Source organism: Cellulomonas sp. P4_H4, from assembly GCF_056400865.1.
Genome location: NZ_JBFUKL010000008.1, coordinates 12,702 through 35,577, shown reverse-complemented (window position 1 = coordinate 35,577; position 22,876 = coordinate 12,702). Strand labels below are relative to the sequence as shown.

Annotated in this window: 22 protein-coding genes; 9 read left to right on the top strand and 13 right to left on the bottom strand. The window is 72.1% G+C overall.

Translation table 11 applies throughout. The features are described 5' to 3' along the window. The first annotated feature begins 2 nt into the window (after positions 1–2). A complete protein-coding gene (locus tag AC1DPN_RS18345) occupies positions 3–767 on the top strand; it encodes a DNA-formamidopyrimidine glycosylase family protein (RefSeq protein WP_477086214.1) in 765 nt (254 codons plus the stop codon). Between the two features lie 293 nt (positions 768–1,060). Here the strand turns inward: AC1DPN_RS18345 and AC1DPN_RS18340 are convergent, their stop codons facing one another. The 3 genes from AC1DPN_RS18340 to pgsA form a co-directional block, all read right to left on the bottom strand. After that, a complete protein-coding gene (locus AC1DPN_RS18340; protein ID WP_477086213.1) occupies positions 1,061–1,402 on the bottom strand; it encodes a helix-turn-helix domain-containing protein in 342 nt (113 codons plus the stop codon). A 240-nt stretch (positions 1,403–1,642) separates the two neighbouring features. Continuing rightward, complete coding sequence (locus AC1DPN_RS18335; RefSeq protein ID WP_477086212.1) at positions 1,643–2,116, bottom strand: CinA family protein; 474 nt, start codon at positions 2,114–2,116, stop codon at positions 1,643–1,645. An 8-nt stretch (positions 2,117–2,124) separates the two neighbouring features. Then, complete coding sequence (pgsA, locus tag AC1DPN_RS18330) at positions 2,125–2,718, bottom strand: CDP-diacylglycerol--glycerol-3-phosphate 3-phosphatidyltransferase (protein WP_477086211.1); 594 nt, start codon at positions 2,716–2,718, stop codon at positions 2,125–2,127. An 83-nt stretch (positions 2,719–2,801) separates the two neighbouring features. Here pgsA and AC1DPN_RS18325 point away from each other — a divergent pair, with 83 nt between their 5' ends. Further along, entirely contained in the window at positions 2,802–4,115 is a 1,314-nt protein-coding gene (locus AC1DPN_RS18325) for a CapA family protein (protein WP_477086210.1), read from the top strand. Positions 4,116–4,117: 2 nt separating this feature from the next. Here AC1DPN_RS18325 and AC1DPN_RS18320 read toward each other — a convergent pair whose 3' ends face one another. From AC1DPN_RS18320 to AC1DPN_RS18310, 3 genes are all read right to left on the bottom strand, one after another. Beyond that, the gene (locus tag AC1DPN_RS18320) at positions 4,118–6,307 is read right to left on the bottom strand and encodes a putative bifunctional diguanylate cyclase/phosphodiesterase (protein ID WP_477086209.1); all 2,190 of its coding nucleotides are present in this window, start codon (positions 6,305–6,307) and stop codon (positions 4,118–4,120) included. A gap of 5 nt (positions 6,308–6,312) precedes the next feature. Beyond that, complete coding sequence (locus AC1DPN_RS18315) at positions 6,313–9,042, bottom strand: FtsK/SpoIIIE family DNA translocase (RefSeq protein WP_477086208.1); 2,730 nt, start codon at positions 9,040–9,042, stop codon at positions 6,313–6,315. Positions 9,043–9,106: 64 nt separating this feature from the next. Beyond that, complete coding sequence (locus AC1DPN_RS18310) at positions 9,107–9,517, bottom strand: hypothetical protein (RefSeq protein ID WP_477086207.1); 411 nt, start codon at positions 9,515–9,517, stop codon at positions 9,107–9,109. A 74-nt stretch (positions 9,518–9,591) separates the two neighbouring features. Here AC1DPN_RS18310 and AC1DPN_RS18305 point away from each other — a divergent pair, with 74 nt between their 5' ends. Both AC1DPN_RS18305 and AC1DPN_RS18300 read left to right on the top strand, forming a co-directional pair. Beyond that, complete coding sequence (locus AC1DPN_RS18305) at positions 9,592–10,191, top strand: TetR/AcrR family transcriptional regulator (RefSeq protein ID WP_477086206.1); 600 nt, start codon at positions 9,592–9,594, stop codon at positions 10,189–10,191. Then, the gene (locus AC1DPN_RS18300) at positions 10,188–11,306 is read left to right on the top strand and encodes a DNA glycosylase AlkZ-like family protein (protein ID WP_477086205.1); all 1,119 of its coding nucleotides are present in this window, start codon (positions 10,188–10,190) and stop codon (positions 11,304–11,306) included. The genes AC1DPN_RS18305 and AC1DPN_RS18300 overlap by 4 nt, the downstream gene beginning before the upstream one ends. Here AC1DPN_RS18300 and AC1DPN_RS18295 read toward each other — a convergent pair. Continuing rightward, positions 11,303–12,055: an MBL fold metallo-hydrolase gene (locus tag AC1DPN_RS18295; RefSeq protein ID WP_477086204.1), complete on the bottom strand. Its 753-nt coding sequence runs from the start codon at positions 12,053–12,055 to the stop codon at positions 11,303–11,305. The two genes, AC1DPN_RS18300 and AC1DPN_RS18295, sit on opposite strands and share 4 nt — an antisense overlap. 70 nt (positions 12,056–12,125) lie before the next feature. Here AC1DPN_RS18295 and AC1DPN_RS18290 point away from each other — a divergent pair, with 70 nt between their 5' ends. Beyond that, positions 12,126–13,076 carry a GlxA family transcriptional regulator gene (locus AC1DPN_RS18290; protein WP_477086203.1) on the top strand — a complete coding sequence of 317 codons (951 nt, stop codon included), beginning with the start codon at positions 12,126–12,128 and terminating at the stop codon, positions 13,074–13,076. Positions 13,077–13,231: 155 nt separating this feature from the next. Then, on the top strand, positions 13,232–14,173 hold the full coding sequence (locus AC1DPN_RS18285) for a DMT family transporter (protein ID WP_477086202.1): 942 nt from the start codon (positions 13,232–13,234) through the stop codon (positions 14,171–14,173). Positions 14,174–14,240: 67 nt separating this feature from the next. On the opposite strand, the gene AC1DPN_RS18280 is transcribed toward AC1DPN_RS18285, so the two are convergent. The 6 genes from AC1DPN_RS18280 to AC1DPN_RS18255 form a co-directional block, all read right to left on the bottom strand. After that, positions 14,241–15,926: a ribonuclease J gene (locus AC1DPN_RS18280; protein ID WP_477086201.1), complete on the bottom strand. Its 1,686-nt coding sequence runs from the start codon at positions 15,924–15,926 to the stop codon at positions 14,241–14,243. A 28-nt stretch (positions 15,927–15,954) separates the two neighbouring features. Continuing rightward, positions 15,955–16,872, bottom strand: coding sequence for a 4-hydroxy-tetrahydrodipicolinate synthase (gene dapA, locus AC1DPN_RS18275; protein ID WP_477086200.1), 918 nt, complete (start codon positions 16,870–16,872; stop codon positions 15,955–15,957). A gap of 75 nt (positions 16,873–16,947) precedes the next feature. Next, the gene (locus tag AC1DPN_RS18270) at positions 16,948–17,256 is read right to left on the bottom strand and encodes a hypothetical protein (RefSeq protein WP_477086199.1); all 309 of its coding nucleotides are present in this window, start codon (positions 17,254–17,256) and stop codon (positions 16,948–16,950) included. 2 nt (positions 17,257–17,258) lie between these two features. After that, positions 17,259–18,791: a M6 family metalloprotease domain-containing protein gene (locus AC1DPN_RS18265; protein WP_477086198.1), complete on the bottom strand. Its 1,533-nt coding sequence runs from the start codon at positions 18,789–18,791 to the stop codon at positions 17,259–17,261. 89 nt (positions 18,792–18,880) lie between these two features. Further along, entirely contained in the window at positions 18,881–19,375 is a 495-nt protein-coding gene (locus AC1DPN_RS18260) for a dihydrofolate reductase (protein WP_477086197.1), read from the bottom strand. After that, positions 19,372–20,178, bottom strand: a complete 807-nt coding sequence (locus AC1DPN_RS18255; protein ID WP_477086196.1) for a thymidylate synthase — start codon at positions 20,176–20,178, stop codon at positions 19,372–19,374. The genes AC1DPN_RS18260 and AC1DPN_RS18255 overlap by 4 nt, the downstream gene beginning before the upstream one ends. A 59-nt stretch (positions 20,179–20,237) precedes the next feature. On the opposite strand from AC1DPN_RS18255, the gene AC1DPN_RS18250 reads away from it, so the two are divergent. The 3 genes from AC1DPN_RS18250 to AC1DPN_RS18240 are packed head-to-tail and all read left to right on the top strand — an operon-like array spanning position 20,238 to position 22,773. Then, positions 20,238–21,710 (top strand): NAD-dependent succinate-semialdehyde dehydrogenase, encoded by a 1,473-nt coding sequence (locus tag AC1DPN_RS18250; protein WP_477086195.1) that lies wholly within the window; start codon positions 20,238–20,240, stop codon positions 21,708–21,710. 5 nt (positions 21,711–21,715) lie between these two features. Further along, complete coding sequence (locus AC1DPN_RS18245; RefSeq protein ID WP_477086194.1) at positions 21,716–22,456, top strand: AzlC family ABC transporter permease; 741 nt, start codon at positions 21,716–21,718, stop codon at positions 22,454–22,456. After that, entirely contained in the window at positions 22,453–22,773 is a 321-nt protein-coding gene (locus AC1DPN_RS18240; RefSeq protein WP_477086193.1) for an AzlD domain-containing protein, read from the top strand. The genes AC1DPN_RS18245 and AC1DPN_RS18240 overlap by 4 nt, the downstream gene beginning before the upstream one ends. Positions 22,774–22,876: the final 103 nt, after the last annotated feature.

The window sequence follows — 22,876 nt, the reverse complement described above, 5'->3', positions numbered from 1 at the left end:
GTATGCCTGAGGGTGACGTCCTGAGGCGGACCGCCCAACGGCTCGACCAGGCGCTGACCGGACAGGTCGTGGTCCGGTCCGACCTGCGGTGGCCGTCAGCGGCGACGGTCGACCTGATCGGCACGACGGTGCTCGGCACCCGCTCCTACGGCAAGCACCTGTTGACCCGGTTCGACGACGGCCGCACGCTGCACACCCACCTGCGGATGGACGGCTACTGGCGGGTCAACGCGACGGGCTCGGTGCAGGCAGCTGCACGCTCCCCGCAGATCCGCGCCGTTCTGGCGACAGAGCGGTGGACCGCGGTCGGGCACCACCTCGGCATGCTGGACGTGGTTCGCACCCGCGACGAGCACACCGTGATCGGTCATCTGGGGCCGGACCTGCTCGGGGAGAGCGTCGACGCCGACGAAGCCCTCCGGCGGTGGGCCTCTCGCGGCGCGACTCCGGTCGCCGAGGTTCTGCTCGACCAGCAGGTGGTCGCCGGGATCGGCACCATCTTCTCGGCCGAGTCGCTGTTCGCCGAGCGGATCTGGCCCTGGACGCCGGCGGACCAGATAGCCGACCCCGCGCGCCTGCTGGGCGTCGCCCGGCGCCAGCTCCAGCAGTCCGTCAGCAGCGGTCGGCCACCGGGGCGTGTCCACGGACGGCTGCGACAGCCGTGCGTCCGGTGCGGGACGCCGATCGCCGTCGGCCAGGCACGACGGCCTCCGATGGAGCGGCCCATCTTCTACTGCCCGCGCTGCCAACCGCCCCAGGTGAGCTGACCGGTCGCCGCTCGTGCCTGGCCGACGCCCGGCCTGCTGACCTGTCGTCCGGACCTGACGCGCAGACGCAGAACGCCCCGCGGACCGAGCCCGGAGCGGTGCACTACGCGGAACGGCCCGCGGACCGAGGTCCACGGGCCGTTCGCATGGTGTCTGTGGCGCAACCACGACGGCGCGCTGATGTGTTGTTCGGGCGATGCTCCGTACCGACGGATCCCGCGACGGGACCGCGCACGCGCGCACCGCAACAGGCTGACTGTCCGACGCCGCGCGCGAAGCACGGCGCGAGCAGATCAGCCGATCGCTGCAAGCTCCGACCGTGACCGTGCCCAGCCGCCTTCGGTGGCACCTGCCACCGACGCAGCCAGGTCCGCGGGAACCGTGTCGGGGATCATCAGACCCTCGGCGACGGCCACACGATCGCTGACCTCACGCAGAACGAGCGACATGGGGACGTCGAGCGCCTCGCAGATGCTGTTGAGCAGCTCTGACGACGCTTCCTTCTGACCCCGTTCCACCTCGCTCAGATACCCGAGCGAGACACGGGCTGCCGACGACACCTCACGCAGGGTGCGCCCCTGGCGCTGTCGCGCATCCCGCAGCACGTCGCCGATCTCTCGACGGAGTACAACCATCCGGGCTCCCCCTCTCGCGTCACGTGCCTCTCCCACACCGGGTGCCTGCGTCCGGGTAGGACTGGGCACCACGGCTCCCGGCTGTCCCTTTGCCGGAAGGATTCCACCGTACCTTGCACCACCGACGCGCGTTGGGGTCCTGCGTGCCGGAGGTCGTGTGCTCATCACGGTGCTTGCAACGACGGGCGAGGTCTTGGTGTTCCCGCCCACCCACTCCATCGGCTGATAGAGCCCTCAGGTTCACCCTTCGTTGCCGATCATTTCGCGGGCCAGGGCGAGCGCGGCGTCGACGGCACCTGTCCGCACGGCCGCGCGGTCACCCGTCAGGTCGAGCGAGAGTACGTGCGCGCCCGAGGGCGTCGCGACCGCCACGTGGACCGTCCCGGGACCGTGACCGTCCTGCGGGTCGGGTCCGGCGACACCTGTCGTCGCGATCCCGACGTCCGCGCCGAGCCGGATGCGCACCCCGTCCGCCATCTGCCGCGCCACCTCAGGGTCGACCGCGCCGCGGGCCGCCAGCACCCCGTCGTCGACGCCGAGCAGCGTGCCCTTGAGGTCGGTGGCGTACGCGACGATCCCCCCGCGCAGGCTGCTCGACGCGCCGGCCACGTCGACGAGCGCCGCGCACAGCAGGCCGCCGGTGAGCGACTCGGCGACGGCCACCGTCCACCCCCGCGACCGGAGGTCGGCCAGCAGGTCCGCGGCGGCCGTCATGGGACCGGTCAGACGCCGGCGTGCGGCGGTCGGCTCGCCGCGCGCCGGATCTGCACCGCGGCGCGCACGTACTCGACGCCGGTCACCACGGTGACCACGACCGCCGCCGCCATGAACGCGATGGCAGCCCACGTGATCCACTCGGGCAGCACGTCGAGCGGGAGCAGGTAGAGGCCGATCGCGACCGACTGCAGGACGGTCTTGAGCTTGCCGCCGCGCGAGGCGGGCAGGACCACGTAGCGCAGCAGGAAGAACCGCAGGACGGTGATGCCGATCTCGCGCACCAGGATCACGATGGTGACCCACCACGGCAGGTCCCCGAGCCACGAGAGCAGGACGAGCGCCGTTCCGATGAGGAGCTTGTCCGCGATCGGGTCAAGCAGCTTGCCGACGTCGGTGATCTGACCGGAGCGGCGAGCGAGCCAGCCGTCCATCCTGTCCGTGGCAGCGGCGACGACGAAGATCGCGGTCGCGATCAGCCGCCCCGAGGTGCTGTGCCCGCCGTCGGCAAGGAGCGCCCATGCGAAGAACGGCACCAGCGCGATGCGCAGCACGGTGAGCATGTTCGCCAGGTTCCAGGCGGAGGGTACGGCGTCAACCACCCGGACAGCCTAGGTGCGTCCGGGCCGTGCTCGGTGCACCTGCGCATGCCGGCGGCGCGCTCGCGACCCACTACAGTCCGCGTGTGACCCGCCATGTCCGCTCGCGCCGACGTTCGCCGTTGGTGATCGGCCTCGCGATCCTGCTGCTCGTCGTCGCGAGTCTCGGTGCGGCCGCCGCGGCCCTTCGCCCCTGGGACGCGTCGAGCACGGCCACGGTCGCGGAGACGGACGACCCGACGACGCCGCCGACCGAGGAACCGACTCCCACGCCGACCCCGACGCCGGACGCCGACGCCGAGTTCACGATCGTCGCGGCCGGCGACGTGCTGCCGCACCTCCCGGTGCTCGCCGACGCGCGCGTCGCCGCCGGCACCTACGACTTCGGTCCGCTGCTCGCGCCGATGAACCCGTGGATCCAGGGCGCCGACCTGGCGTTGTGCCACATGGAGGTGCCGATCACGCCGCCCGGCGTCGCCCCCAGCGGCTATCCGCTCTTCGGCTCCCCGCCCGAGATGGCTGCGAGCCTCAAGGCGCAGGGCTGGGACGGGTGCTCGACGGCGTCGAACCACTCGGTCGATCGCGGATTCGCCGGCGTGACAGCGACGCTCGACGCCTTCGACGCGGTCGGTCTGGGCCACGACGGCACCGCCCGCTCCGCCGTCGAGCAGTCCCAGCCGCAGCTGTACCAGCTCGAGCGCGCCGGGCAGACGATCACCGTCGCGCACATCGCAGCCACGTACGGCACCAACGGCATGCCCGTCGCCGGCGACAAGCCGTGGTCGGTCAACCTGATCGACGTGCCCGCGATGGCGGCGCAGGCGGCGGCGGCACGCGCTGCCGGAGCCGATCTCGTGATCGCGAGCGTGCACTGCTGCGTCGAGTACCAGACCGAGCCGACACCCGAACAGGCGGCGATCGACCAGCAGATCGCCGACACCGGCCAGTTCGACCTCCTCATCGGGCACCACGCACACGTGCCGCAACCGATGGTCCACCTGAGCGGTGGGCCGCGCGGCGAGGGCATGTGGGTGGCGTACGGGCTCGGCAACTACCTGTCGAACCAGGACGGCGAGTGCTGCAAGGAGGACACCGACTCGGGCCTGCTCCTGACCGCCCACGTGTCCAGTCCCGGCGCCTTCCCGGCGCAGGGCACCGAGGCGGGCCCGGCGCGCGTCACCGGGGTGGAGTGGACGGCGATCACCGGAGACCGGAAGGGCGGGCACCAGGTGCACGCCCTCGTCGACATCCCCGACGGCACCAGCACGCTCAGCCCCGCGCAGGTCGCGGAGCGCCTCGCTCGGGTCTCGGCCGCCGCCGGGGACCAGGCGCCGCAACGCACCACACCGACGGTCCCGACCGGCCCGGCACCGCTCGTCGTACCCCGCACCGCGGGCTGACCTCAGGTCGAGACGTCACTGGGCTGAGCGGACCCGTAGAGCCAGCCCTGGCCGTACCGCCAGCCGTTGCGGTGCAGGAACTCGGCCTGCTCCTCGTGCTCGATCCCCTCGGCGATCGTGACCATCGCCAGCTCGCGCGCAAGGGCGCCTAGGGCGCGGGCGACCTTGCCGGCCGTGGGGTCCTCGGGGATCCCCGAGGTGAAGGACATGTCGAGCTTGACGCCCGCCACGGGCAGGTCGCGCAGGTAGGACAGCGGCGAGACGCCCGTGCCGAAGTCGTCGAGCAGCACGGGCACACCGGCGGCGGACATCTGGGTGAGCTCGTGCCGGATACGGGTGCCCGACGCCACGAGCGAGGACTCGGTGAGCTCCACGACGATGCGCCCCGCCGTCAGCCGGTGCCTCGAGATCTCCCCGAGCAGCGTCGTCGCGAACTCGCCGTCGCCCAGCTGGTCGGCCGAGACGTTGACGGAGACCCAGCGTGTCTTGTCCACGGTCGCGGCGACGAACTCGACCACCCGGGTGGCGACGAACTGCCCGAGGGCCACCGCCATGCCCGCCTCCTGGATGTGCGGGAGGAACGAGCCCGGCAGCAGCAGGCCGCGGTAGGGGTGCTCCCAGCGGACCAGCGCCTCGTAGCCCACGACGCGTGAGTCGGCGAGGTCCACGATCGGCTGGTAGTGCACGACGAGCTGGTCCTCGGCCAGTGCCACGGCGAGCTCGCGCTGCAGGTCGGAGGCGGAACCCGCGGTCATCGACGACTCGAACACCTCGGTGCGGCTGCGGCCCGAGGCCTTCGCACGGTAGAGCGCGGCGTCGGCTGCGGCGAGCAGTGCGGGCGCTCCCCCGGCCACGGTCTCCGGGTCGGCCAGCGCGATGCCGATGCTGGCCGCGACCGCGAGCCGGCGTCGTCCCACCCGGACCGTCTCGTGCAGCCCTTCGTGGATCGCCTGTGCGACGTCGAACACCGCCCGGGGCCCGTCGAGGTCCTGCACGACGACGACGAACTCGTCGCCCCCGAGGCGCGCGACCGTTCCCCGCCGGGCGGTCGCGGCACGCAGCACGCCCGCGACGTGCACGAGCACCTCGTCGCCGGCCGCGTGGCCGTAGCGGTCGTTGATCTCTTTGAAGCCGTCGAGGTCGCACGCGAGCACCGCGACCCGGTCGACCACTCCCGGCTGCTCGAGCACCGACTGCAGGACCTCCTGGAGCAGCGTGCGGTTCGCGAGGCCCGTCAACGGGTCGTGCATGGCCCGGTGCGTGAGCATCTCTGCCTGCAGCCGCGACTCGGTGGAGTCGCGCACCTGGACGACGAAGTGGTCGGGCTGCCCGCTCGGCGTGCGGACCAGCGCGGCGTCGAGCGCGACCCACACCAGGTGGCCGTCGGCGCGCTGGTACTTCTTCTCGAGCGAGAACCGGTGCTGTCCGCCACCGAGCAGCCGGTCGACCTCGAGACGCTCGGCCGGCCGGCTGTCCGGGGTGCTCAGGTCCTCCATGCGGTAGCCGCGCAACGCGCCGACGCTCGTGCCGAGCAGCTCGGCGAACGCGGCGTTGGCCTCCACGATGTGCCAGTCCAGGTCGACGAGCGCCATGCCGATCGGCGCGTTCTCCATCGCCACCCGGAACTGCATCTCGCTGCGGGTCAGCGCGGCCTCGACCTCCCGGCGCCCGGTGACGTCGACCAGCGTCGTGAGCAGCGCCGCCCCCTCGCCGTCGCCGGCGGGCACCAGCTGGCTGGACACCTGCACCATGCGCGGCTGCGCCCCACCGGCGCCCGGCCGGGCGATCCCGACCAGGATGGGCTCGTCGTCGCCGCCGATCGACGCCGCGATCGTGCGATGGCTCAGCACCGACGCGGGGTTCATGGTCAGACCCTGCTCGTTGAGCAGGACGATCGGCAGGTCGGCGACCGAGCGCCCGACCGAGCTCGCCGCGTCGATCCCCAGGATCGCCGCCGCACGCTCGGACATGTCGAGCACGCGGCCCGCGAGCGACTGGACCAGCACGCCCTCCTTGGTCACCGCCTGGAGCGCGTCGTAGCGGTGCCGCAGCTCGCGGCTCAGGGCCAGGAGCGCGCTGGCGCGGCGCACCTCGGCACGCTGCTTCCCGAGCAGGACGAGCACCGCGACCAGGGACACGACAGCGACACCCGCGATCGTGATGCTCAGCACCTGGACGGGACCGCTGCCCACGGTGATCACCGGCGGTTGCCGGACCAACCGTCGGCGTCCTCCTCCTCGGCACCGTCGAAGTAGTCCGTCGCTACCGGCGGGTCGCCGGGCAGCGCGCCGTCCGCGCCCATGGCGTAGGGGTCGACGTCCGGCTCGGGGGCGCCGCGGAGCATGGCGAGCGTGCCGGCCAGGTCGTCGGGCTGCACGAGCACCTCGCGGGCCTTGGAGCCCTCGGAGGGCCCGACGATCTCGCGCGACTCGAGCAGGTCCATGAGCCGTCCGGCCTTGGCGAACCCGACGCGCAGCTTGCGCTGGAGCATCGAGGTCGAGCCGAACTGCGTCGTCACGACGAGCTCGGCGGCCTGCAGCAGGAGGTCGAGGTCGTCGCCGATGTCCTCGTCCACCTGCTTCTTGGGTGCGGCGACAGCGACGTCCTGCCGGTAGACCGGCTTGAGCTGCTTCTTCACGTGCTCGACCACCGTGTGGATCTCCGACTCGGAGACCCAGGCGCCCTGCGTACGCATCGGCTTGGCGGCGCCCATCGGCAGGAACAGGGCGTCACCCTGGCCGATGAGCTTCTCGGCGCCCGGCTGGTCCAGCACGACCCGTGAGTCGGTCAGCGAGCTCGTCGCGAAGGCCAGGCGGGACGGCACGTTGGCCTTGATCAGACCCGTGACGACGTCGACGGACGGACGCTGCGTGGCCAGCACCAGGTGGATGCCGGCGGCGCGGGCGAGCTGGGTGATGCGCTGGATCGACGCCTCGACGTCGCGGGGGGCGACCATCATGAGGTCCGCGAGCTCGTCGACGACCACGAGCAGGTACGGGTAGGTCGCGATCTTGCGCTCGGAGCCCGGCAGCGGCTTGACCTTGCCGAGTCGGACCGCGGCGTTGAAGTCGTCGATGTGCTTGAACCCGAAGTTGGCGAGGTCGTCGTACCGGGCTTCCATCTCACGGACGACCCACTCGAGCGCCTCGGCGGCCTTCTTCGGGTTCGTGATGATCGGCGTGATGAGGTGCGGGATGCCCTCGTAGACAGTGAGCTCGACGCGCTTGGGGTCGACGAGCACCATGCGGACCTCGTCGGGCGTCGCGCGCATGAGGATCGAGACGATCATCGAGTTCACGAAGCTCGACTTGCCCGCGCCCGTGGCACCGGCAACGAGAAGGTGGGGCATCTTCGCCAGGTTGGCCGTGACGTAGCCGCCCTCGACGTCCTTGCCGACGCCGATGACCATCGGGTGCTCGGTGCGCTTGGCGGCGCTGGAGCGCAGCACGTCGCCGAGCGAGACGGTCTCGCGGTCGGTGTTCGGGATCTCGATGCCGATCGCCGACTTGCCGGGGATGGGCGACAGGATCCGCACGTCGGCGCTGGCCACGGCGTAGGCGATGTTCTTGCTGAGCGCGGTGACCCGCTCGACCTTGACCGAGCGACCCAGCTCGACCTCGTACCGCGTCACGGTCGGTCCGCGCGTGAAGCCCGTGACCTGGGCGTCGATCTCGAACGCCTCGAGGACCGACGTGAGCGACTCGACCACCCGGTCGTTGGCCGCGGAGCGGACCTTGTGCGGCGCGCCCTTGGCCAGCGTCTCGTCGGACGGCAGCGTGTAGAGCACGTCACCCTCGAGCATCGGCTGCTCGCCGCGCGGGACAGGGGTGGTCTCGGGCGCGACGATCGGCTTCTTGGCGACGCGGGCGATGGGTTCGGTGTCCGGCGCCGCGTCGCGCACCCGGGCGGCCTCGGCCTCTGCCTCGGCAGCCGCGGCGACGATCGCGGCCCGCGCGAACGCCTCGTCACCGTCGTACCCGTCGAGCCGGGTCTCGTCGGGTTCGTCGACCGCGTCGGCGCGCCTGCGACGACCGAGCAGGCCGGGCTTCCTGAGCTTCTTGGTGGCCGGCTCGTCCTCGTCGAGGGCGGTGTGGCCGGCGTTGATGACGAGCGGCTCGTCGTCGCCCTGCTCGTCCTCGTGCTCGTCCTCGTCGGCGCGGTGGTTGCCTGTGAGCCGGTCGTAGACGCCGCGCAGCCGCGGGATGATCTGGTGCACGGGCGTCTTGGTCACCACGAGCACGCCGAAGAACGCGAGCAGGATCAGCAGCGCGACGGCCACGCCCGGTGTGAGCAGGCTGGCTAGTGGCGTTCCGACGAGCAGGCCGAGGACTCCCCCGGCCTCGCGCAGCGCGGGGAAGTCGTCCGTGCTCGGCAGCCCTGCGGCGATCTGCAGCAGGCCGCACGCCGCGAGCGTGATCGCCGCGAGCCCGACGCCGATGCGGCCGTTCGCCTCGACCCGGTCGGGGTGCCGCATCAACCGGATGGCCAGCCCCAGGAGCACGAGGGGCACCGCGATCCCGACCTTGCCGAACGTCCCGGCGACGATCGAGTGCACGACCGTGCCGGCGGTCCCGGACAGCGCCCACCACTCGCGGGCCGCGATGACGATCGCGAGGCCGAGGAGCGTGAACGCGAGACCGTCACGACGGTGGGCGGGATCGAGGTCGCGGGCGCCGCGACCGACCCGGCGAGCGGTCCCGCCGACGAGGTGTGCGCACCCCATCCAGACGCCCTTGATCATGCGGACCGGCAGCGCCTGCTTGGGCGGGGGCGGCGGGGTCTTGCGGCCGGACGGCCGGGTCGACCCGCCGCCGGCCCTGCTGGTGGTGGCCTTGCCGGACCTGGAGCCGGAGCTGCCCGTGTCCGAGGCGCGCGACGACGTCGACGCACCGGACCGGGCGCCTGAGGTGGACGTACGAGTCGCCATGGTCCTCAAAATAGCCGCGGGTGGCGACGACACGGCTGTTGGCGGTCGCGTGTCGGGTGCCAGATCACCCGGCCAGGAGCCCGACGCCCAGCGTGACGACCCCGGCGGCGAGCATGAGCGCACCCGCGCCGAGCAGCAGCACGAAGCGGTTCGGCCTGTCCCGACCGCGCCCCATCGCCGAGAAGAAGAACCCGGCGGACATGAGGATCGCCGCGACGAGGACCCCCGTCTGAGCGAGCCAGCGCCAGAAGCCCTCGAGCGTCGTCGCCTCCCCCAGCAGCAGGCAGACCAGTCCGAGCGTCACGAGCACGCCCGCGTGCGCGTGCCCGGCACGGTAGAAGGACTTCTGGAAGTCGGTCGCCTCCTCCCGGCCGGTGTGGATCCGGAGCAGGAACAGACCGCCCGACTCGATGGCGACGATCGTGAGCGCGACGATCCCGGCGGTCGACCGTGCGGCGTCCGACAGTTCGATCATGAGTGCCTCCTCGTTTACGAACAATGTTATAGAACCTTGTTCGCAAATCAGCCCCACCGCCATAGACTCGGCACGTGCCCCGTCCTCGACTCCACGACGACGCCCTGCGCGTCCGGCTGCTCGACGAGGCGTCGGCCCTCGTCTCCGCCTCCGGTGCGGCCGCCCTGACAGTGCGCGACCTGGCCCACCGTGCAGGCACCTCGGCCTCCGCGGTCTACTCGCTGTTCGGCAGCCGCGAGGACCTCCTCCGGGCGGTCGGCGACGAGGCGTTCGCACGGTTCGCCGGCCGGCTCTCCGCGGTGCCGCGCACCTCTGACCCGGGCGCCGACCTCCTGGGCCTCGGTCTCGCCTACCGCGAGCACGCGCTGCGGGACCCGCACTTCTACCGCGTGATGTTCAGCGTCGCGGGCGCGGGCGCGCAGGACGGCACGCGCGGACCCGCGACCCGGAGCCAGACTTTCCTGGTGCTTCGCGACGCCGTCGCCGATGTCCTCGGCCCCGCGTCGGACCCCGAGCCCGCGGCCGTCGGCCTCTGGTCGCTGGTGCACGGCCTGGTCGAGCTCGAGCTGGACGGCCTCCTGCCCGAGGGCGACCCGACGGCGCGCTTCACCGCGCTGCTCCGAGCAGCCGGCCCGGGGATCCTGTCAGGCCCTGGTGGCACCGTAGAGGGATGAAGGTCACCGCCTCCCAGGTCCGGCGCTACCGCGTGCACGCGCAGCAGCTCGACCGCACGACCCGGTCCGACCGCCGACCTGACCAGGCCGACGTCCTCGATCTCGGCGTGCAGGACACCGGACCGGACGGCGCACTGTGGGCGTTGGCGGTGCGCGGCGTGCCGGTGCAGGCGGGGCACTGGCCACGACAGCTCGCGCTCGCCTGGACCGTGCGGGGAGCGCCCCACGCCTACCGCCGGGCGGACCTGCGCGACGTCCAGCGCGCGCTGCGGCCGTACTCCGAGTCGGACGCCGCCAAGCGACTCATGACCGCGTCCGGGCCGCTCAAGGCCGCCGGCATACCGCTGATCGACGCGTTGGCCACCACCGCCCGGACGATGCGCGAGGTCGTCACCGAGCCGCTGGCCAAGGGCGAGCTGTCGACCCGGATGACGGCAGAGATGCCGGACCCGTACCTGCGCTGGTGCGAGGGCTGCCAGGCAACCCACATGTACGAGATGCCCTTCCGGCTCGCGGCCCTGCACGCGGGACTGGAGCTCGAGCCGGACACCTCGCCCCCGGTCGTCCGACGCATCCCCCGCTGGCCCGCCGGCCAGGTCGGCGTGCTCGACCGCCCCGACGACGGCGACGACGGTCGGGTGGACCTCCTGCGCACCCTCCTGCACCTGCTCGGGCCCATGACCACCAAGCAGGCTGCCGTGTACCTCGACTCCACGGTGAAGGACGTCGTCGCTCGCTGGCCGTCCGACGCCGTGCCCGTCGAGGTCGACGGGGTCGAGGCACAGGCGCTCGAGTCCGACACGGCCGCGCTGCGCGATCCGGCACCGGGCGGCGTCGTGCGGCTCCTCGGGCCGTACGACCTGTTCCTGCAGGGCCGCGATCGCGACGTCCTCGTCCCCGACAGCACCCGGCACAAGGCTCTCTGGCAGGTGATCGGCCGGCCCGGCGCCGTCCTCGTCGACAGCGAGATCGTCGGCACGTGGCGCCCGCGCGCCCGCGGGAAGACGCTCGGTCTCGAGCTCGACGAGTGGGTCCCCTGGAGCGCGGCCACACGCGACGCCGTCGAGGGCGAGCACGCGCGGCTGGCCGCGTTCCGCGGGGTGGAACCGGCCTAGAGCGTCGTCGGGACGCCCCGCTCGAGAACCACGAGGCGCTCCGACCGGCCACCTGCCGCGAGCCTGCCGACGAACGCCGACAACGGGTCCACGAAGTGTCCCCAGTCCGTGTGGTGGATCGGGACGACCCGGGCTGGCGCGAGCAGGTCGACCACGGCGCTGGCCCGTCGGGCGTCGAGCGTCACGGGTTCGTCGCCGAACCGGCCGACGTTGGCTCCCCCAACGAACAGGAGCGCGAGACCGATCTCCGGGAAGCGTCGGGCGACGGAGTCCGCCACGTCGAGCGACGCGTTGTCGCCAGACACGTACACGGTCGGCTGGCCGGCCGCCTCGAGCACGAACCCCGTCACGACGCCGCTGAGCGCCTCGGCACCCTCCGGTCCGTGGCGCGCAGGGACGGCGGTCACGGTGACGTCGCCCGCCCGGGTCGCCTCCCACGGCGTCAGACCGACGACCCCCGGGATGCGCGACGCCGCCTCCCGTGTCGACAGGACGAGCGGGACGTCCGCCAGGAGCTTGCGCCCCGAGTCGTCGAGGTTGTCGGCGTGCTGGTCGTGCGACAGCAGGACGACGTCGACGAGGCCGAGGTCCTCACGGGGCACGGCCGGACCGACCAGCTTGGTGAGCGTGACACCGCCCGTGTACTGGCCGGGTGGGTCGAACGTCGGGTCCGTGAGGAAGGTCAGGCCGGCGTAGGCCAGCCGCAGGGTGGGTCCGCCGACGAGCGTCGCGGTGATCTCCGTGGTCATGGCTCCAGCCTTCTCGAGGCGGGAGGTTCTCACCAGTGGCCCGACGGACACCGTTCGCTAGCATCGGGCCATGGAGCTGCACCAGATCGCCGTCCTGGCGTTCCCCGGGATGAGCCCGTTCCACCTGTCCGTGCCCTCCACGGTGTTCACGTCCCGCGCCGGCAGCTCGCCCGCACCGCGCTACCGCGTGACCGTGTGCGCGGAGGTCCCGGGCCGGCTGCCGACGAACGCGGGCTACGACCTGGTCGTCGACGCCGGGCTCGAGGCCATGTCGACCGCCGGGACCGTCGTCGTCCCCAGCTGGGACACCTCTGTCACGCCCTCCGACGAGCTTCTCGGGGCCCTGCGGGCAGCCCACGCCCGCGGTGCGCGCATCGTGGCGCTGTGCCTGGGCTCGTTCGTCGTCGCCGCGTCAGGTCTCGTGGACGGCCGGGAGGTCGCCACCCACTGGTCCGCGGCACCCGAGCTGGCCCGCCGGACTCCTGCCTCGACCGTCCGCTCGGACGTGCTGTGGTGCGACCTGGGCGACGTCGTGACGTCCGCGGGAGTCGCCGCAGCCCTGGACTGCTGCCTGCACGTGGTCCGCAGCGACCACGGCGCGGCGTACGCGTCGGACCTGGCCCGGTCGTTGGTGCTCGCTCCGCACCGGGACGGCAGCCAGGCGCAGTACATCCCCGCACCCGTCTCGCCCGGCGAGGGTTCCGACGCTGTCGAGACAGCGATGGCCTGGGCCACCGCCCGGATCGACGAGCCGCTCGACCTGGACACCTGGGCGGCGAGCGTGCACCAGTCACGCAGGACGTTCACGCGGCAGTTCCGTGCGCGCACCGGCGCGAGTCCGGCTCAGTGGCTGCTGCGGCAGCGGCTGGTGCGCGCCCGGGTGCTGCTCGAGTCCACGGACCAGTCCGTCGAGCACGTCGCGCGGGCCGCCGGGTTCGGGTCGTCGGCCGCGCTCCGGCAGCACTTCGCGAGGGAGTTCCGCACGAGTCCGAGGCGCCACCGCGCGGCGTTCCGCGCGTGAGTCGTCGTCCGGTCGGCACTCGACAGGCCTTGCCATGGACGTGTCGGTGGTCGGTCGTACGTTGGCGGGATGTGCGTGGAGGTCGGGGTGCAGGGCATCGAGAATGACGAGATGACAGACGTGACGCAGATCGTCGGGACAGCGGCGGTTGCCCGATGAGCCGACGTGGCTGGGTCCTGCTGTTCGCCGTCGGGATCATCTGGGGCATCCCCTACCTGCTGATCAAGGTCGCGGTCGGCGAGGTCACGCCGGTCATGGTCGTGTTCGTGCGCACGGGTCTGGGCGCCCTGCTGCTCCTGCCGTTCGCGCTGCGCGCGGGCGGGCTCCGGGTGCTGCGCGGTCACTGGCGGCCCCTGCTGGCGTTCGCGGTGCTCGAGCTCATCGGGCCGTGGATCCTGCTGCCCAGCGCCGAGACCACGCTGGCCAGCTCGACCACCGGGTTGCTGATCGCGACCGTGCCGATCGCCGCCGTGATCCTGGGGCGTCTGTTCGGCGACCGACAGCCCGTGGCGGCCGTGCGGTGGGTCGGGCTGATCATCGGCCTCGTCGGCGTCGGTCTCCTGCTCGGGCCCGGTGCTGCCGCAAGCGGGAGCGCGTGGGCCGTCACGCAGGTGCTGCTCGCCGCGGTCGGGTACGCGATCGCGCCGATGATCGCGGACCGGTACCTCGGCACCGTCCCCGCGATCCCCCTCACCGCCACCTGCCTGGGCGTCACGGCGCTGTTCTACCTGCCGTTCGTCCTGGCCACGGGCCCGCACACCATGCCGTCCCGCGACGGGGTGCTCGCGCTCATCACGCTCGGCGCGGTCTGCACCGCGCTCGCGTTCGTGCTGTTCTTCCGCCTGATCGTCGAGGTCGGCGCGGCCAGGTCGACGCTGGTCGCCTACCTCAACCCCGTCGTCGCCGTCGCGCTCGGGGCGATCGTGCTCGACGAGGCGATCACGGTCGCGGTGCTGGTCGCGACGGCGCTGATCCTCCTCGGCTCCGCTGCGGCGTCGCGCCGGTCGCGCGAGCCGAGGCCAGGCCTACCGCCGGAGCCGGCGCCGCGTGACCTCGAGGAGCTCGCAGTTCCGGCGGACGGGGTCAACCCGAGCTGACCGACGCACCGGCCGCAGCACGGTCCCGCCCGTGTGGATCGGGACCGTGCCAAGCCGTGCCGACCGGTCAGGCCTCGACGACGACCGGGATGATCATCGGGCGGCGGCGCAGGCGGTTCGACACCCAGCGACCCACGACCCGGCGCATGACCTGCTGGAGCGAGTGCGCGTCGGAGTTGCCGTTGCGGGCGGCCTCCTCCAACGCCGCGGTGAGCTCCGGGAGGATGTCGTCGAACACGGCCTCCTGCTCCGCGAAGCCGCGAGCGTGGATCTGCGGACCGGCCAGGACCTTCCCGTCGGCCGAGCTGACCACCGCGAAGATCGAGATGAACCCCTCGTCGCCGAGGATCCGGCGGTCCTTGAGCTCGACCTCGGTGATCTCCCCGACGCTCGACCCGTCGACGTAGACGTAGCCGCACGGCACCGCCCCGACGATCGACGCCCGGCCGTTCACCAGGTCGACGACGATGCCGTCCTCGGCGAGCACGACACGGTCGGCCGGGACGCCGGTCTGCACCGCGAGCGCCGCATTGGCCACCAGGTGCCGGATCTCGCCGTGCACGGGCATGACGTTGCGCGGCCGGAGGATGTTGTAGCAGTACAGGAGCTCGCCGGCGCTGGCGTGCCCGGAGACGTGGACCTTGGCGTTGCCGGAGTGCACGACGCGCGCACCGAGCCGCGTCAGGCCGTTGATCACCCGGAAGACCGCGTTCTCGTTCCCCGGGATCAGGGACGACGCCATGATCACGGTGTCGCCGGGGCCGACCGAGACCTTGTGGTCGTTGTTCGCGATGCGCGACAGGGCGGCCATCGGTTCGCCCTGCGAGCCGGTGCACATGAGCACGATCTCGTCGTCGCGGAGATCGTCGACCTTCTTGATGTCGATGAGGACGCCGTCGGGCACGTTGAGGTAGCCGAGGTCCGCGGCGATCCCCATGTTGCGCACCATCGAGCGGCCGACGAGGGCCACGCGGCGGTTGTGCGTGTAGGCGGCGTCGAGGACCTGCTGCACGCGGTGCACGTGCGAGGCGAACGACGCGACGATGATCCGCTTGGTCGAGTCAGCGAACACCTGGTCCAGGACGGGACCGATGCCGCGCTCGGGCGAGACGAAGCCGGGAACCTCGGCGTTGGTCGAGTCGACCATGAACAGGTCGACGCCCTTCTCTCCGAGCCGCGCGAACGCGCGCAGGTCGGTGATCCGGCCGTCCATCGGCAGCTGGTCCATCTTGAAGTCGCCGGTGTGCAGCACCGTGCCGGCGCCGGTGGTCACGGCGACCGCGAGCGCATCGGGGATCGAGTGGTTCACGGCGATGAACTCGCACTCGAACGCGCCGAACGACTGCGTGTCGCCCTCGCGCACGACGCGCGTGACCGGCGTGATCCGGTGCTCCTTGAGCTTGGCCTCGATGAACGCGAGCGTCAGCTGCGAGCCCACGAGAGGGATGTCACGGCGCAGGCGCAGCAGGTACGGGACGGCACCGATGTGGTCCTCGTGCCCGTGCGTCAGGATGATCGCCTCGATGTCGTTCAGGCGGTCCTTGATGTACTCGAAGTCGGGAAGGATCAGGTCGACGCCGGGCTGGTGGTCCTCGGGGAAGAGGACGCCACAGTCGATGACGAGCAGGCGGCCGGCGTACTCGAGGACGGCCATGTTGCGGCCGACCTCACCGAGCCCGCCGAGCGCGACGACGCGCAGGGCTCCGGCCGGGAGGGCCGGCGGCAGCGTGAGCTCGGGGTGCGGGTGACTCAATGTGTCTCCAGGTGTGTCATGTGCATGGTCAGCGCACGGCGACGTCGAGCAGCCCGGCGGCCAGTAGGCCGTCTCGGATCTGCGCGAGCTCGTCGTCGGACGCGGGGACGAGCGGTAGGCGCACCGAGCGCTCGGGCATGATGCCCAGCGCCTGGAGCGCGGCCTTCGCGGCGACGGCCTGGAAGCCTGCGCCGTTGAGTGCGTCGATCGCGGGAATGATCGATCGGAAGATGCGGAGCGCCTCGGCGTGGTCGCCTGCGTCGAAGGCGCGGACGACGTCGACGAGCTGGCGACCGGCCACGTGCCCCGTGACGCTGACGATGCCGACGGCACCGTGCGCGAGGAGAGTCAGCAGGGCGCTGTCGTCGCCGGAGTACCAGGCGAGGCCCGTGCGCTCGATCGCCTTCGCGGCCGCGTACGTGTCGCCGGTCGCGTCCTTCATGGCAACGATGCGGTCGTGCGCGGCGAGGGCGTCGATGGTCTGCGCGGCGAACCGGACGCCGGTGCGCCCGGGCACGTCGTAGAGCATGACGGGCAGGTCGGTGGCATCGGCGACCGCGGTCACGTGGCGCCGGACGCCCTCCTGGGACGGCCGCGAGTAGTACGGGCTGACGACGAGCAGCCCATGGGCACCGGCCTCGGCGGCCTGCTCGGCCATCCGGACCGCGTGCGCGGTGTCGTTCGAGCCGGCGCCTGCGACGACCCAGGCGTCGTCCCCGACGGCCTCGACGACAGCGGCGACGAGCTCCGCCTTCTCCGGGGCGTGCGTGGTCGACGCTTCACCCGTGGTGCCGTTGAGGACGAGCCCGTCGTGCCCGACCGCCACGAGGTGCCGGGCGAGCTGGACGGCGGACGCGAGATCGACCGCACCGTCCGCGGTGAACGGCGTGACCATCGCGGTCAGCACGGACCCGAACGGGCGCGTGGGCGTGGCGTTGCGCGGCATGGGGCCACGGTACCGCCCTGGCTCGGTCAGCGGCGCGGCTGATCAGCGGCGCGGCTGATCGGGAGCGCAGCTCCGTCAGGGCTCCGGCGGGGTCAGGACAGGAGCGGGCTCCGCCGTGATGAGCCGGACGACGCCGGGCCCGGCGAGCGTCGCCTCACCCGAGACCTCCCAACCGGTCAGGTCTCCCTCGGGCAGCTCGGATCGTCGGGCGATCATGGTCCACGGCTGGTCGACGGGCAGGTTGCTCGTGAGCAGGTCCAGCTGGCCCTCGACCGGCGCGGTGCTCTGCACGGACAGCTCCAGCTCGACGAGGTCCTCTCCCTGCTCCCGCACCGCCTGGATGAACGCGACGACCGCCGTGCGGTTCTTGCGTGCAGCGACCACCGTCAGCCCACCACCCGTCCCGCGACCGCGGTGGCCAGGTAGAGGGCCTTGAGCTCCTGAGCCTGCGCGGCAATCTCTTCGCCGTCCTTCACCAGGCTGTCGATGAGCACGGCGATGGCCTCCTTGCTGTCCGTCGGCGGCGTCGTCGCAGAGCTGACCTTGACGGTCGCGGTCATGGAGGCGCCGGACGCCGAGATCGCCGTCAGCGCGACGCTGGTGTCGGCGTTCGCGAACGATCGCGTGCTGGGCGTCGTCGACCCGTCGACCGTGCTGACCGAGGCCGTCCCGGGGAACGGGTCCGCGCCGTCTCCCCCGTTGTGGTTGAGCTCCAGGTCACGGTGCCCGTCGGCCTGCACGAGGCCCACCTTGTAGTGGTTCTCGTCGGTGTTGCCCGGCATCGTCTCGTCGATGTGCCACAGGAGCAGGCCCGAGCCGGGCAACGACGCGTCGTAGCCCGTCTGCTGGCGGTTCTCGAGCAGGAAGTACTCGGCACCGCCGGCGCCGTCCTTCCACAGCCGGAACACGGCGTGCGACGTCTCCACCTGGGGGATCGTCAGTGGGCCGTCCGTGGCGACGACGGTCGTCGACACCCAGCCCTGGTTCGCCTTGCACCACGCGCTCGGGTGGGCGGGCTGCTCGCCCGGCACCGCCCCGTTCCACGACCCACCGGCCATGAGGCACCAGTCACCGATGCCCGCCGACGAGTAGTCGGTGTCGTACAGGTCGGGGAAGCCGAAGAGGAGATGTCCCAGCTCGTGCGCGCTGACGCCGATCTTCGCGTCCTCGGGGATGGTCAGGTAGCCGTAGATCTTGCTCGTGTCGGCCTTGAACGCGGCCGCGAGCGTCGACTTGTGCGACCAGATGTCGCCGAGCGCACCCGTCTCCTCGGCGCCCTTGCCCGCGTGCACGACGATGAACGCGTCGACGAAGCCGTTGTGGTCGTTGTCGTACGGACCGAAGTCGACGGCTGCGTTCGCCGCGATCGCGGCGTCCTTGGCCAGCTGCGGCGACCGGAACGGCGTGCCGCCCTTGCCGACGCCCGAGCCGTTCGCGGCGTACCAGGCGAGCGTCTGGGGCATCCGGTACGGCCCCACCACGACGCCGTCGAGCGCGACGAGGCCGTTGGTGACCTCGTGGTAGTACTCCCTGACGCTGCCGTGCGGCATCGCGCCGGTCGAGAAGAACAGCTTCTGCATCTGCGCCTTGGTGGTGGTCATCGGCTTGTCGGGGAAGTCGACGAGGACCACGGCGACGCGCACGGTGCCACGCAGCGGCGCACGGTCGGAGGCCGCACCTCTGATCGCCATCAGGGAGGTGCCGACCGGGAACTCCTCGGGCGGCACGATCACGCCGTCGTTGAAGCCCAGCGGGCGCGGGTCGCGCTCGATCCGCAGGAACGGAGCCACGCCGTCGGCCCGCGCGGCCGCCGCGTTGGCGCCCTCGAGGACCCGCGCCCACTGCGCACGCAGATGGGGGCTCGGCGGGACCGCGCAGGTCAGGTGCCGTTGGTCATGGGTCAATCCTGAGTCCGACATCGTCGTCTCCCTGCATCGTGCCGCGTCCCCGTCCGGACGAGACCCTGATGAAAGGAGCCTTCTCCTACCTGCGCAGATACGCCAGGAGCTCAGCGCCGCAGAAACGACTCGAAGCGGTACCGCGTGCCACCCGCGGACGACGCGAGCCACGCGCCCTCCGGCTCGGCACGCTTCCAGTCGAGCCGGTCGAGCGTCGGCGCGCGGGTGTCGCCGCCGACGTCGAGCGAGACGATCGTGCGCTCCACCCGGTCCGCGATCGGGAGGAACAGCGAGTACACCTCTCCCCCGCCGACCACCCAGGCGTCCCGGTTCTCGACGAGCCGCAGCGCCTCCTCGACCCCGTGTGCGACGAGCGCACCGGCGGCCTCGAACGCGGGGTCGCGGGTGAGCACGATGTTGTCCCGGTCGGGCAGTGGCCGGAAGCGCGGTGGCAGCGAGTCCCACGTCCCGCGGCCCATGATCACCGGGTGCCCGCGGGTCAGGTCCCGGAAGTGGGCCATGTCCTCGGGCACGTGCCACGGGAGCGTCCCGTCGCGACCGATGATCCCGGTCGGCGTCTGGGCCCAGATGAGGGCGATCGTCACACGGCCACCGGTGCCTTGATGGCCGGGTGGTGCTGGTAGCCGACGACCTCGATGTCCTCGAACGTGTAGTCGAAGATCGATGCGGCCTTGCGCAGCTTCAGCGTCGGCGCCGGGTAGGGATCGCGGGTCAGCTGCTCGCGCACCTGCTCGACGTGGTTGTCGTAGATGTGGCAGTCACCACCGGTCCACACGAAGTCGCCGACCTCGAGGTCGGCCTGCTGGGCGACCATGTGCGTCAGGAGCGCGTACGAGGCGATGTTGAACGGGACGCCGAGGAACAGGTCCGCGGAGCGCTGGTACAGCTGGCAGCTCAGCCGGCTGTCGGCGACGTAGAACTGGAAGAACGCGTGGCACGGGGCGAGGGCCATCGAGGGGATGTCGGCGACGTTCCACGCGGAGACGATGTGCCGGCGCGAGTCGGGGTCGCGCCGCAGGTTCTCCATGAGCTGCGCGATCTGGTCGACGTGCCCACCGTCGGGCGTCGGCCAGCTGCGCCACTGCACCCCGTAGACCGGGCCCAGCTCACCCTCCGGCGAGGCCCACTCGTCCCAGATGGTGACCTTGTTCTCGCGCAGCCACTCGATGTTGGACTCACCGCGCAGGAACCACAGGAGCTCGAACGCGATCGAGCGCAGGTGCACCCGCTTCGTCGTGACGAGCGGGAAGCCCTGGGAGAGGTCGAAGCGCATCTGGTGGCCGAACACGCTGCGGGTCCCCGTGCCTGTCCGGTCCGCCTTCGGGGTGCCCGTCTCCAGGACGAGTCGGAGCAGATCCTCGTACGGCGTCTCGACCATGGGGGTCATCGTAGGTCGACAGGTGCGTGTCGGTGGTGCGGCGCGGCCAGGAGAGCAAGACTGCGGGCATGACGCCGCCGTCCCTTCCCCCCACCGTCGCAGCCCACGTCCCGACCGGCATCCTGATCGACGGGGCATGGCGCCCCGCTGCGAGCGGGCGCACGTTCGCGGTGAACGATCCGGGCACCACCGAGACCTTGTTCGACGTCGCGGACGGTGGGTCCGAGGACGCCCTCGCCGCCCTGACCGCCGCGTCGGACGCGTTCCCCGTCTGGCGCGCCACGTCGCCGCGCGTGCGCTCCGAGCTGCTGCGCGCCGTCTTCGAGAAGATCACCGCCCGGACCGAGGACATCGCCGCGCTCGTGACCGCCGAAGGCGGCAAGCCGCTGGCCGAGTCACGCGCGGAGGTGGCGTACGGGGCCGACTACGTCCGCTGGTACGCCGAGCAGGCGGTCCGGTTCGAGGGCCTCGCCCGGCGCGCGCCCTCGGGCACCAACCACCAGCTCGTCCTGCGCCGGCCGGTCGGTCCCGCGCTGCTCATCACGCCGTGGAACTTCCCGATCGCGATGATCGCGCGCAAGGTCGCGCCCGCGCTCGCGGCCGGTTGCAGCGTCGTCATCAAGCCCGCGCAGCTCACCCCGCTGACGACGGCCTACGTCGCCGAGATCATCCGCGAGGAGCTCGAGGCACGCGGTCTGCCCGCGGGCGTGATCAACGTCGTGCCGTCCGCGTCGGCGCGCAGCATCTCCGGACCGCTGCTGTCCGACCCCCGTCTGCGCAAGCTGTCGTTCACGGGCTCGACCGAGGTCGGGTCGGCGCTGCTGAAGGCGTCGGCCGACACGATCCTGCGCACCTCGATGGAGCTGGGTGGCAACGCACCGTTCCTCGTCTTCGAGGACGCCGACATCGACGCCGCCGTCACCGGCGCCGTGCAGGCGAAGATGCGGAACGCCGGCCAGACGTGCGTCGCCGCCAACCGGTTCCTCGTGCACGCGTCCGTCGCCGAGGAGTTCACCGCCGGGCTCACGGCCGCGTTCGACAAGCTCGTCGTCGGCCACGGGGCCGACGACGGCGTGACGGTCGGCCCACTGATCGAGGAGGCCGCGGTCGACCGCGTGCAGGAGGTCGTCGCCGAGGCCGTCGACGGCGGTGCACGCGTGCGCATCGGCGCCGAGCGCCCCGACCGCCGCGGGTACTTCTACGCCCCGACCGTGCTCGACCGCGTCTCGCCGGACCTGCGCGTGATCACCGAGGAGACGTTCGGCCCGGTCGCACCTGTGGTGACGTTCGGCTCGGAGGACGAAGGCGTCGCGCTCGCCAACTCGACGCCGTACGGGCTCGTGGCCTACGCCTACACGCGTGACATCGCCCGGGTCCTGCGGCTCGCAGAGTCGGTCGACACGGGGATGCTGGGCGTGAACCGGGGGCTGGTCTCGGACGCGAGCGCACCGTTCGGTGGAGTGAAGTCGTCCGGGCTGGGACGTGAGGGTGGCGAGGCAGGCATCGAGGAGTACCTCGACAGCGTCTACGTCGCGATCTGACGCCCGTGGAGGGTTCTCCCGTCGAGGTCGTCTCCGACGACGGTGCCCGCGCGGCCGTCCGCCAAGCGGTCTCCGTCTCGCTCGCGACCGGCCTCTACGGCGTCTCGTTCGGCGCCCTGGCCGTCGCAGCGGGCCTGTCCCTGCCGCAGACCATGGCGCTCAGCCTCCTGATGTTCTCCGGCGGTTCGCAGTTCGCGTTCATCGGCGTCGTCGGAGCCGGTGGCCTGGCCGGCGCCGCGATAGCGACGGCCGGTCTGCTGGGCGTGCGCAACGGGCTGTACGGACCTCAGGTCGCGCCGCTGCTGGGCGTGCACGGCTGGCGGCGGACGGGTGCCGCTCAGCTGACGATCGACGAGTCGACCGCCGTCGCGACCGCGCAGAAGACGCGTCGCGCGTCGCGCGTCGGCTTCTGGTGGACCGGGGTGGGTGTGTTCGCCCTGTGGAACACGTTCACGCTGGTCGGAGCCCTGCTGGGCGACGCCCTCGGTGACCCACGCAAGTACGGCCTCGACGCCGCAGCGGCCGCCGCGTTCCTCGGGCTCGTCTGGCCGCGCGTGACCGGCCCGAACGCGCGCCACGCGCAGCTCGTCGCGGCGGGCGCCGTGCTGGTCGCACTCGCGCTCACGCCGTTCGTGCCGGCTGGGATCCCGGTGCTGCTCGCCGCGATCGTCGCGATCCTCGCCGGGCTGCTGACGCCAGCGCCGCCGGCCCGGCCGACGTCGGACCCCGAGGAGGTGGTCGGGTGACGCACGCCGTCACCTGGGTCGCCCTCGTCGCAGCGAGCGCCGTCTGCTTCGGCCTCAAGCTGGCCGGCCACCTGGTGCCCGAGCACTGGCTCGCGCAACCGCGCGTCGCCCGGACCGCGGCCCTCGTGACGGTCGCCCTCCTCTCGGCGCTCGTCGCCGTCCAGGCCTTCACCCACGGTCAGAGCCTCGTCGTGGACGCTCGGCTGCCCGCGCTGATCGTGGCGGGTGTCGCGCTCGCCCTGCGGGCGCCGTTCATCGTCGTCGTGCTGCTCGCCGCCCTGACCGCCGCCGGGCTGCGGGCCCTGGGCATGAGCTGACGGGCACGTTCCGGGCGCGCCGGCCGTTGGGCCTCACGAGCGCTGCGACAGCGCCGCACCGACCGATCATCCCCGGCCGGACGCGGCTGCAGTGATGAATAGA

Excerpts from the sequence above, each read along its gene's own strand:
- AC1DPN_RS18295 (WP_477086204.1), bottom strand. The coding sequence starts at position 12,055 with ATGACCACGGAGATCACCGCGACGCTCGTCGGCGGACCCACCCTGCGG.
- dapA (WP_477086200.1), bottom strand. The coding sequence starts at position 16,872 with ATGCCGCGCAACGCCACGCCCACGCGCCCGTTCGGGTCCGTGCTGACC.
- AC1DPN_RS18255 (WP_477086196.1), bottom strand. The coding sequence starts at position 20,178 with ATGACCCCCATGGTCGAGACGCCGTACGAGGATCTGCTCCGACTCGTC.
- AC1DPN_RS18250 (WP_477086195.1), top strand. The coding sequence starts at position 20,238 with ATGACGCCGCCGTCCCTTCCCCCCACCGTCGCAGCCCACGTCCCGACC.
- AC1DPN_RS18285 (WP_477086202.1), top strand. The coding sequence starts at position 13,232 with ATGAGCCGACGTGGCTGGGTCCTGCTGTTCGCCGTCGGGATCATCTGG.
- AC1DPN_RS18290 (WP_477086203.1), top strand. The coding sequence starts at position 12,126 with ATGGAGCTGCACCAGATCGCCGTCCTGGCGTTCCCCGGGATGAGCCCG.
- AC1DPN_RS18340 (WP_477086213.1), bottom strand. The coding sequence starts at position 1,402 with ATGGTTGTACTCCGTCGAGAGATCGGCGACGTGCTGCGGGATGCGCGA.
- AC1DPN_RS18300 (WP_477086205.1), top strand. The coding sequence starts at position 10,188 with ATGAAGGTCACCGCCTCCCAGGTCCGGCGCTACCGCGTGCACGCGCAG.
- AC1DPN_RS18315 (WP_477086208.1), bottom strand. The coding sequence starts at position 9,042 with ATGGCGACTCGTACGTCCACCTCAGGCGCCCGGTCCGGTGCGTCGACG.
- AC1DPN_RS18335 (WP_477086212.1), bottom strand. The coding sequence starts at position 2,116 with ATGACGGCCGCCGCGGACCTGCTGGCCGACCTCCGGTCGCGGGGGTGG.
- AC1DPN_RS18310 (WP_477086207.1), bottom strand. The coding sequence starts at position 9,517 with ATGATCGAACTGTCGGACGCCGCACGGTCGACCGCCGGGATCGTCGCG.
- AC1DPN_RS18345 (WP_477086214.1), top strand. The coding sequence starts at position 3 with ATGCCTGAGGGTGACGTCCTGAGGCGGACCGCCCAACGGCTCGACCAG.
- AC1DPN_RS18265 (WP_477086198.1), bottom strand. The coding sequence starts at position 18,791 with ATGTCGGACTCAGGATTGACCCATGACCAACGGCACCTGACCTGCGCG.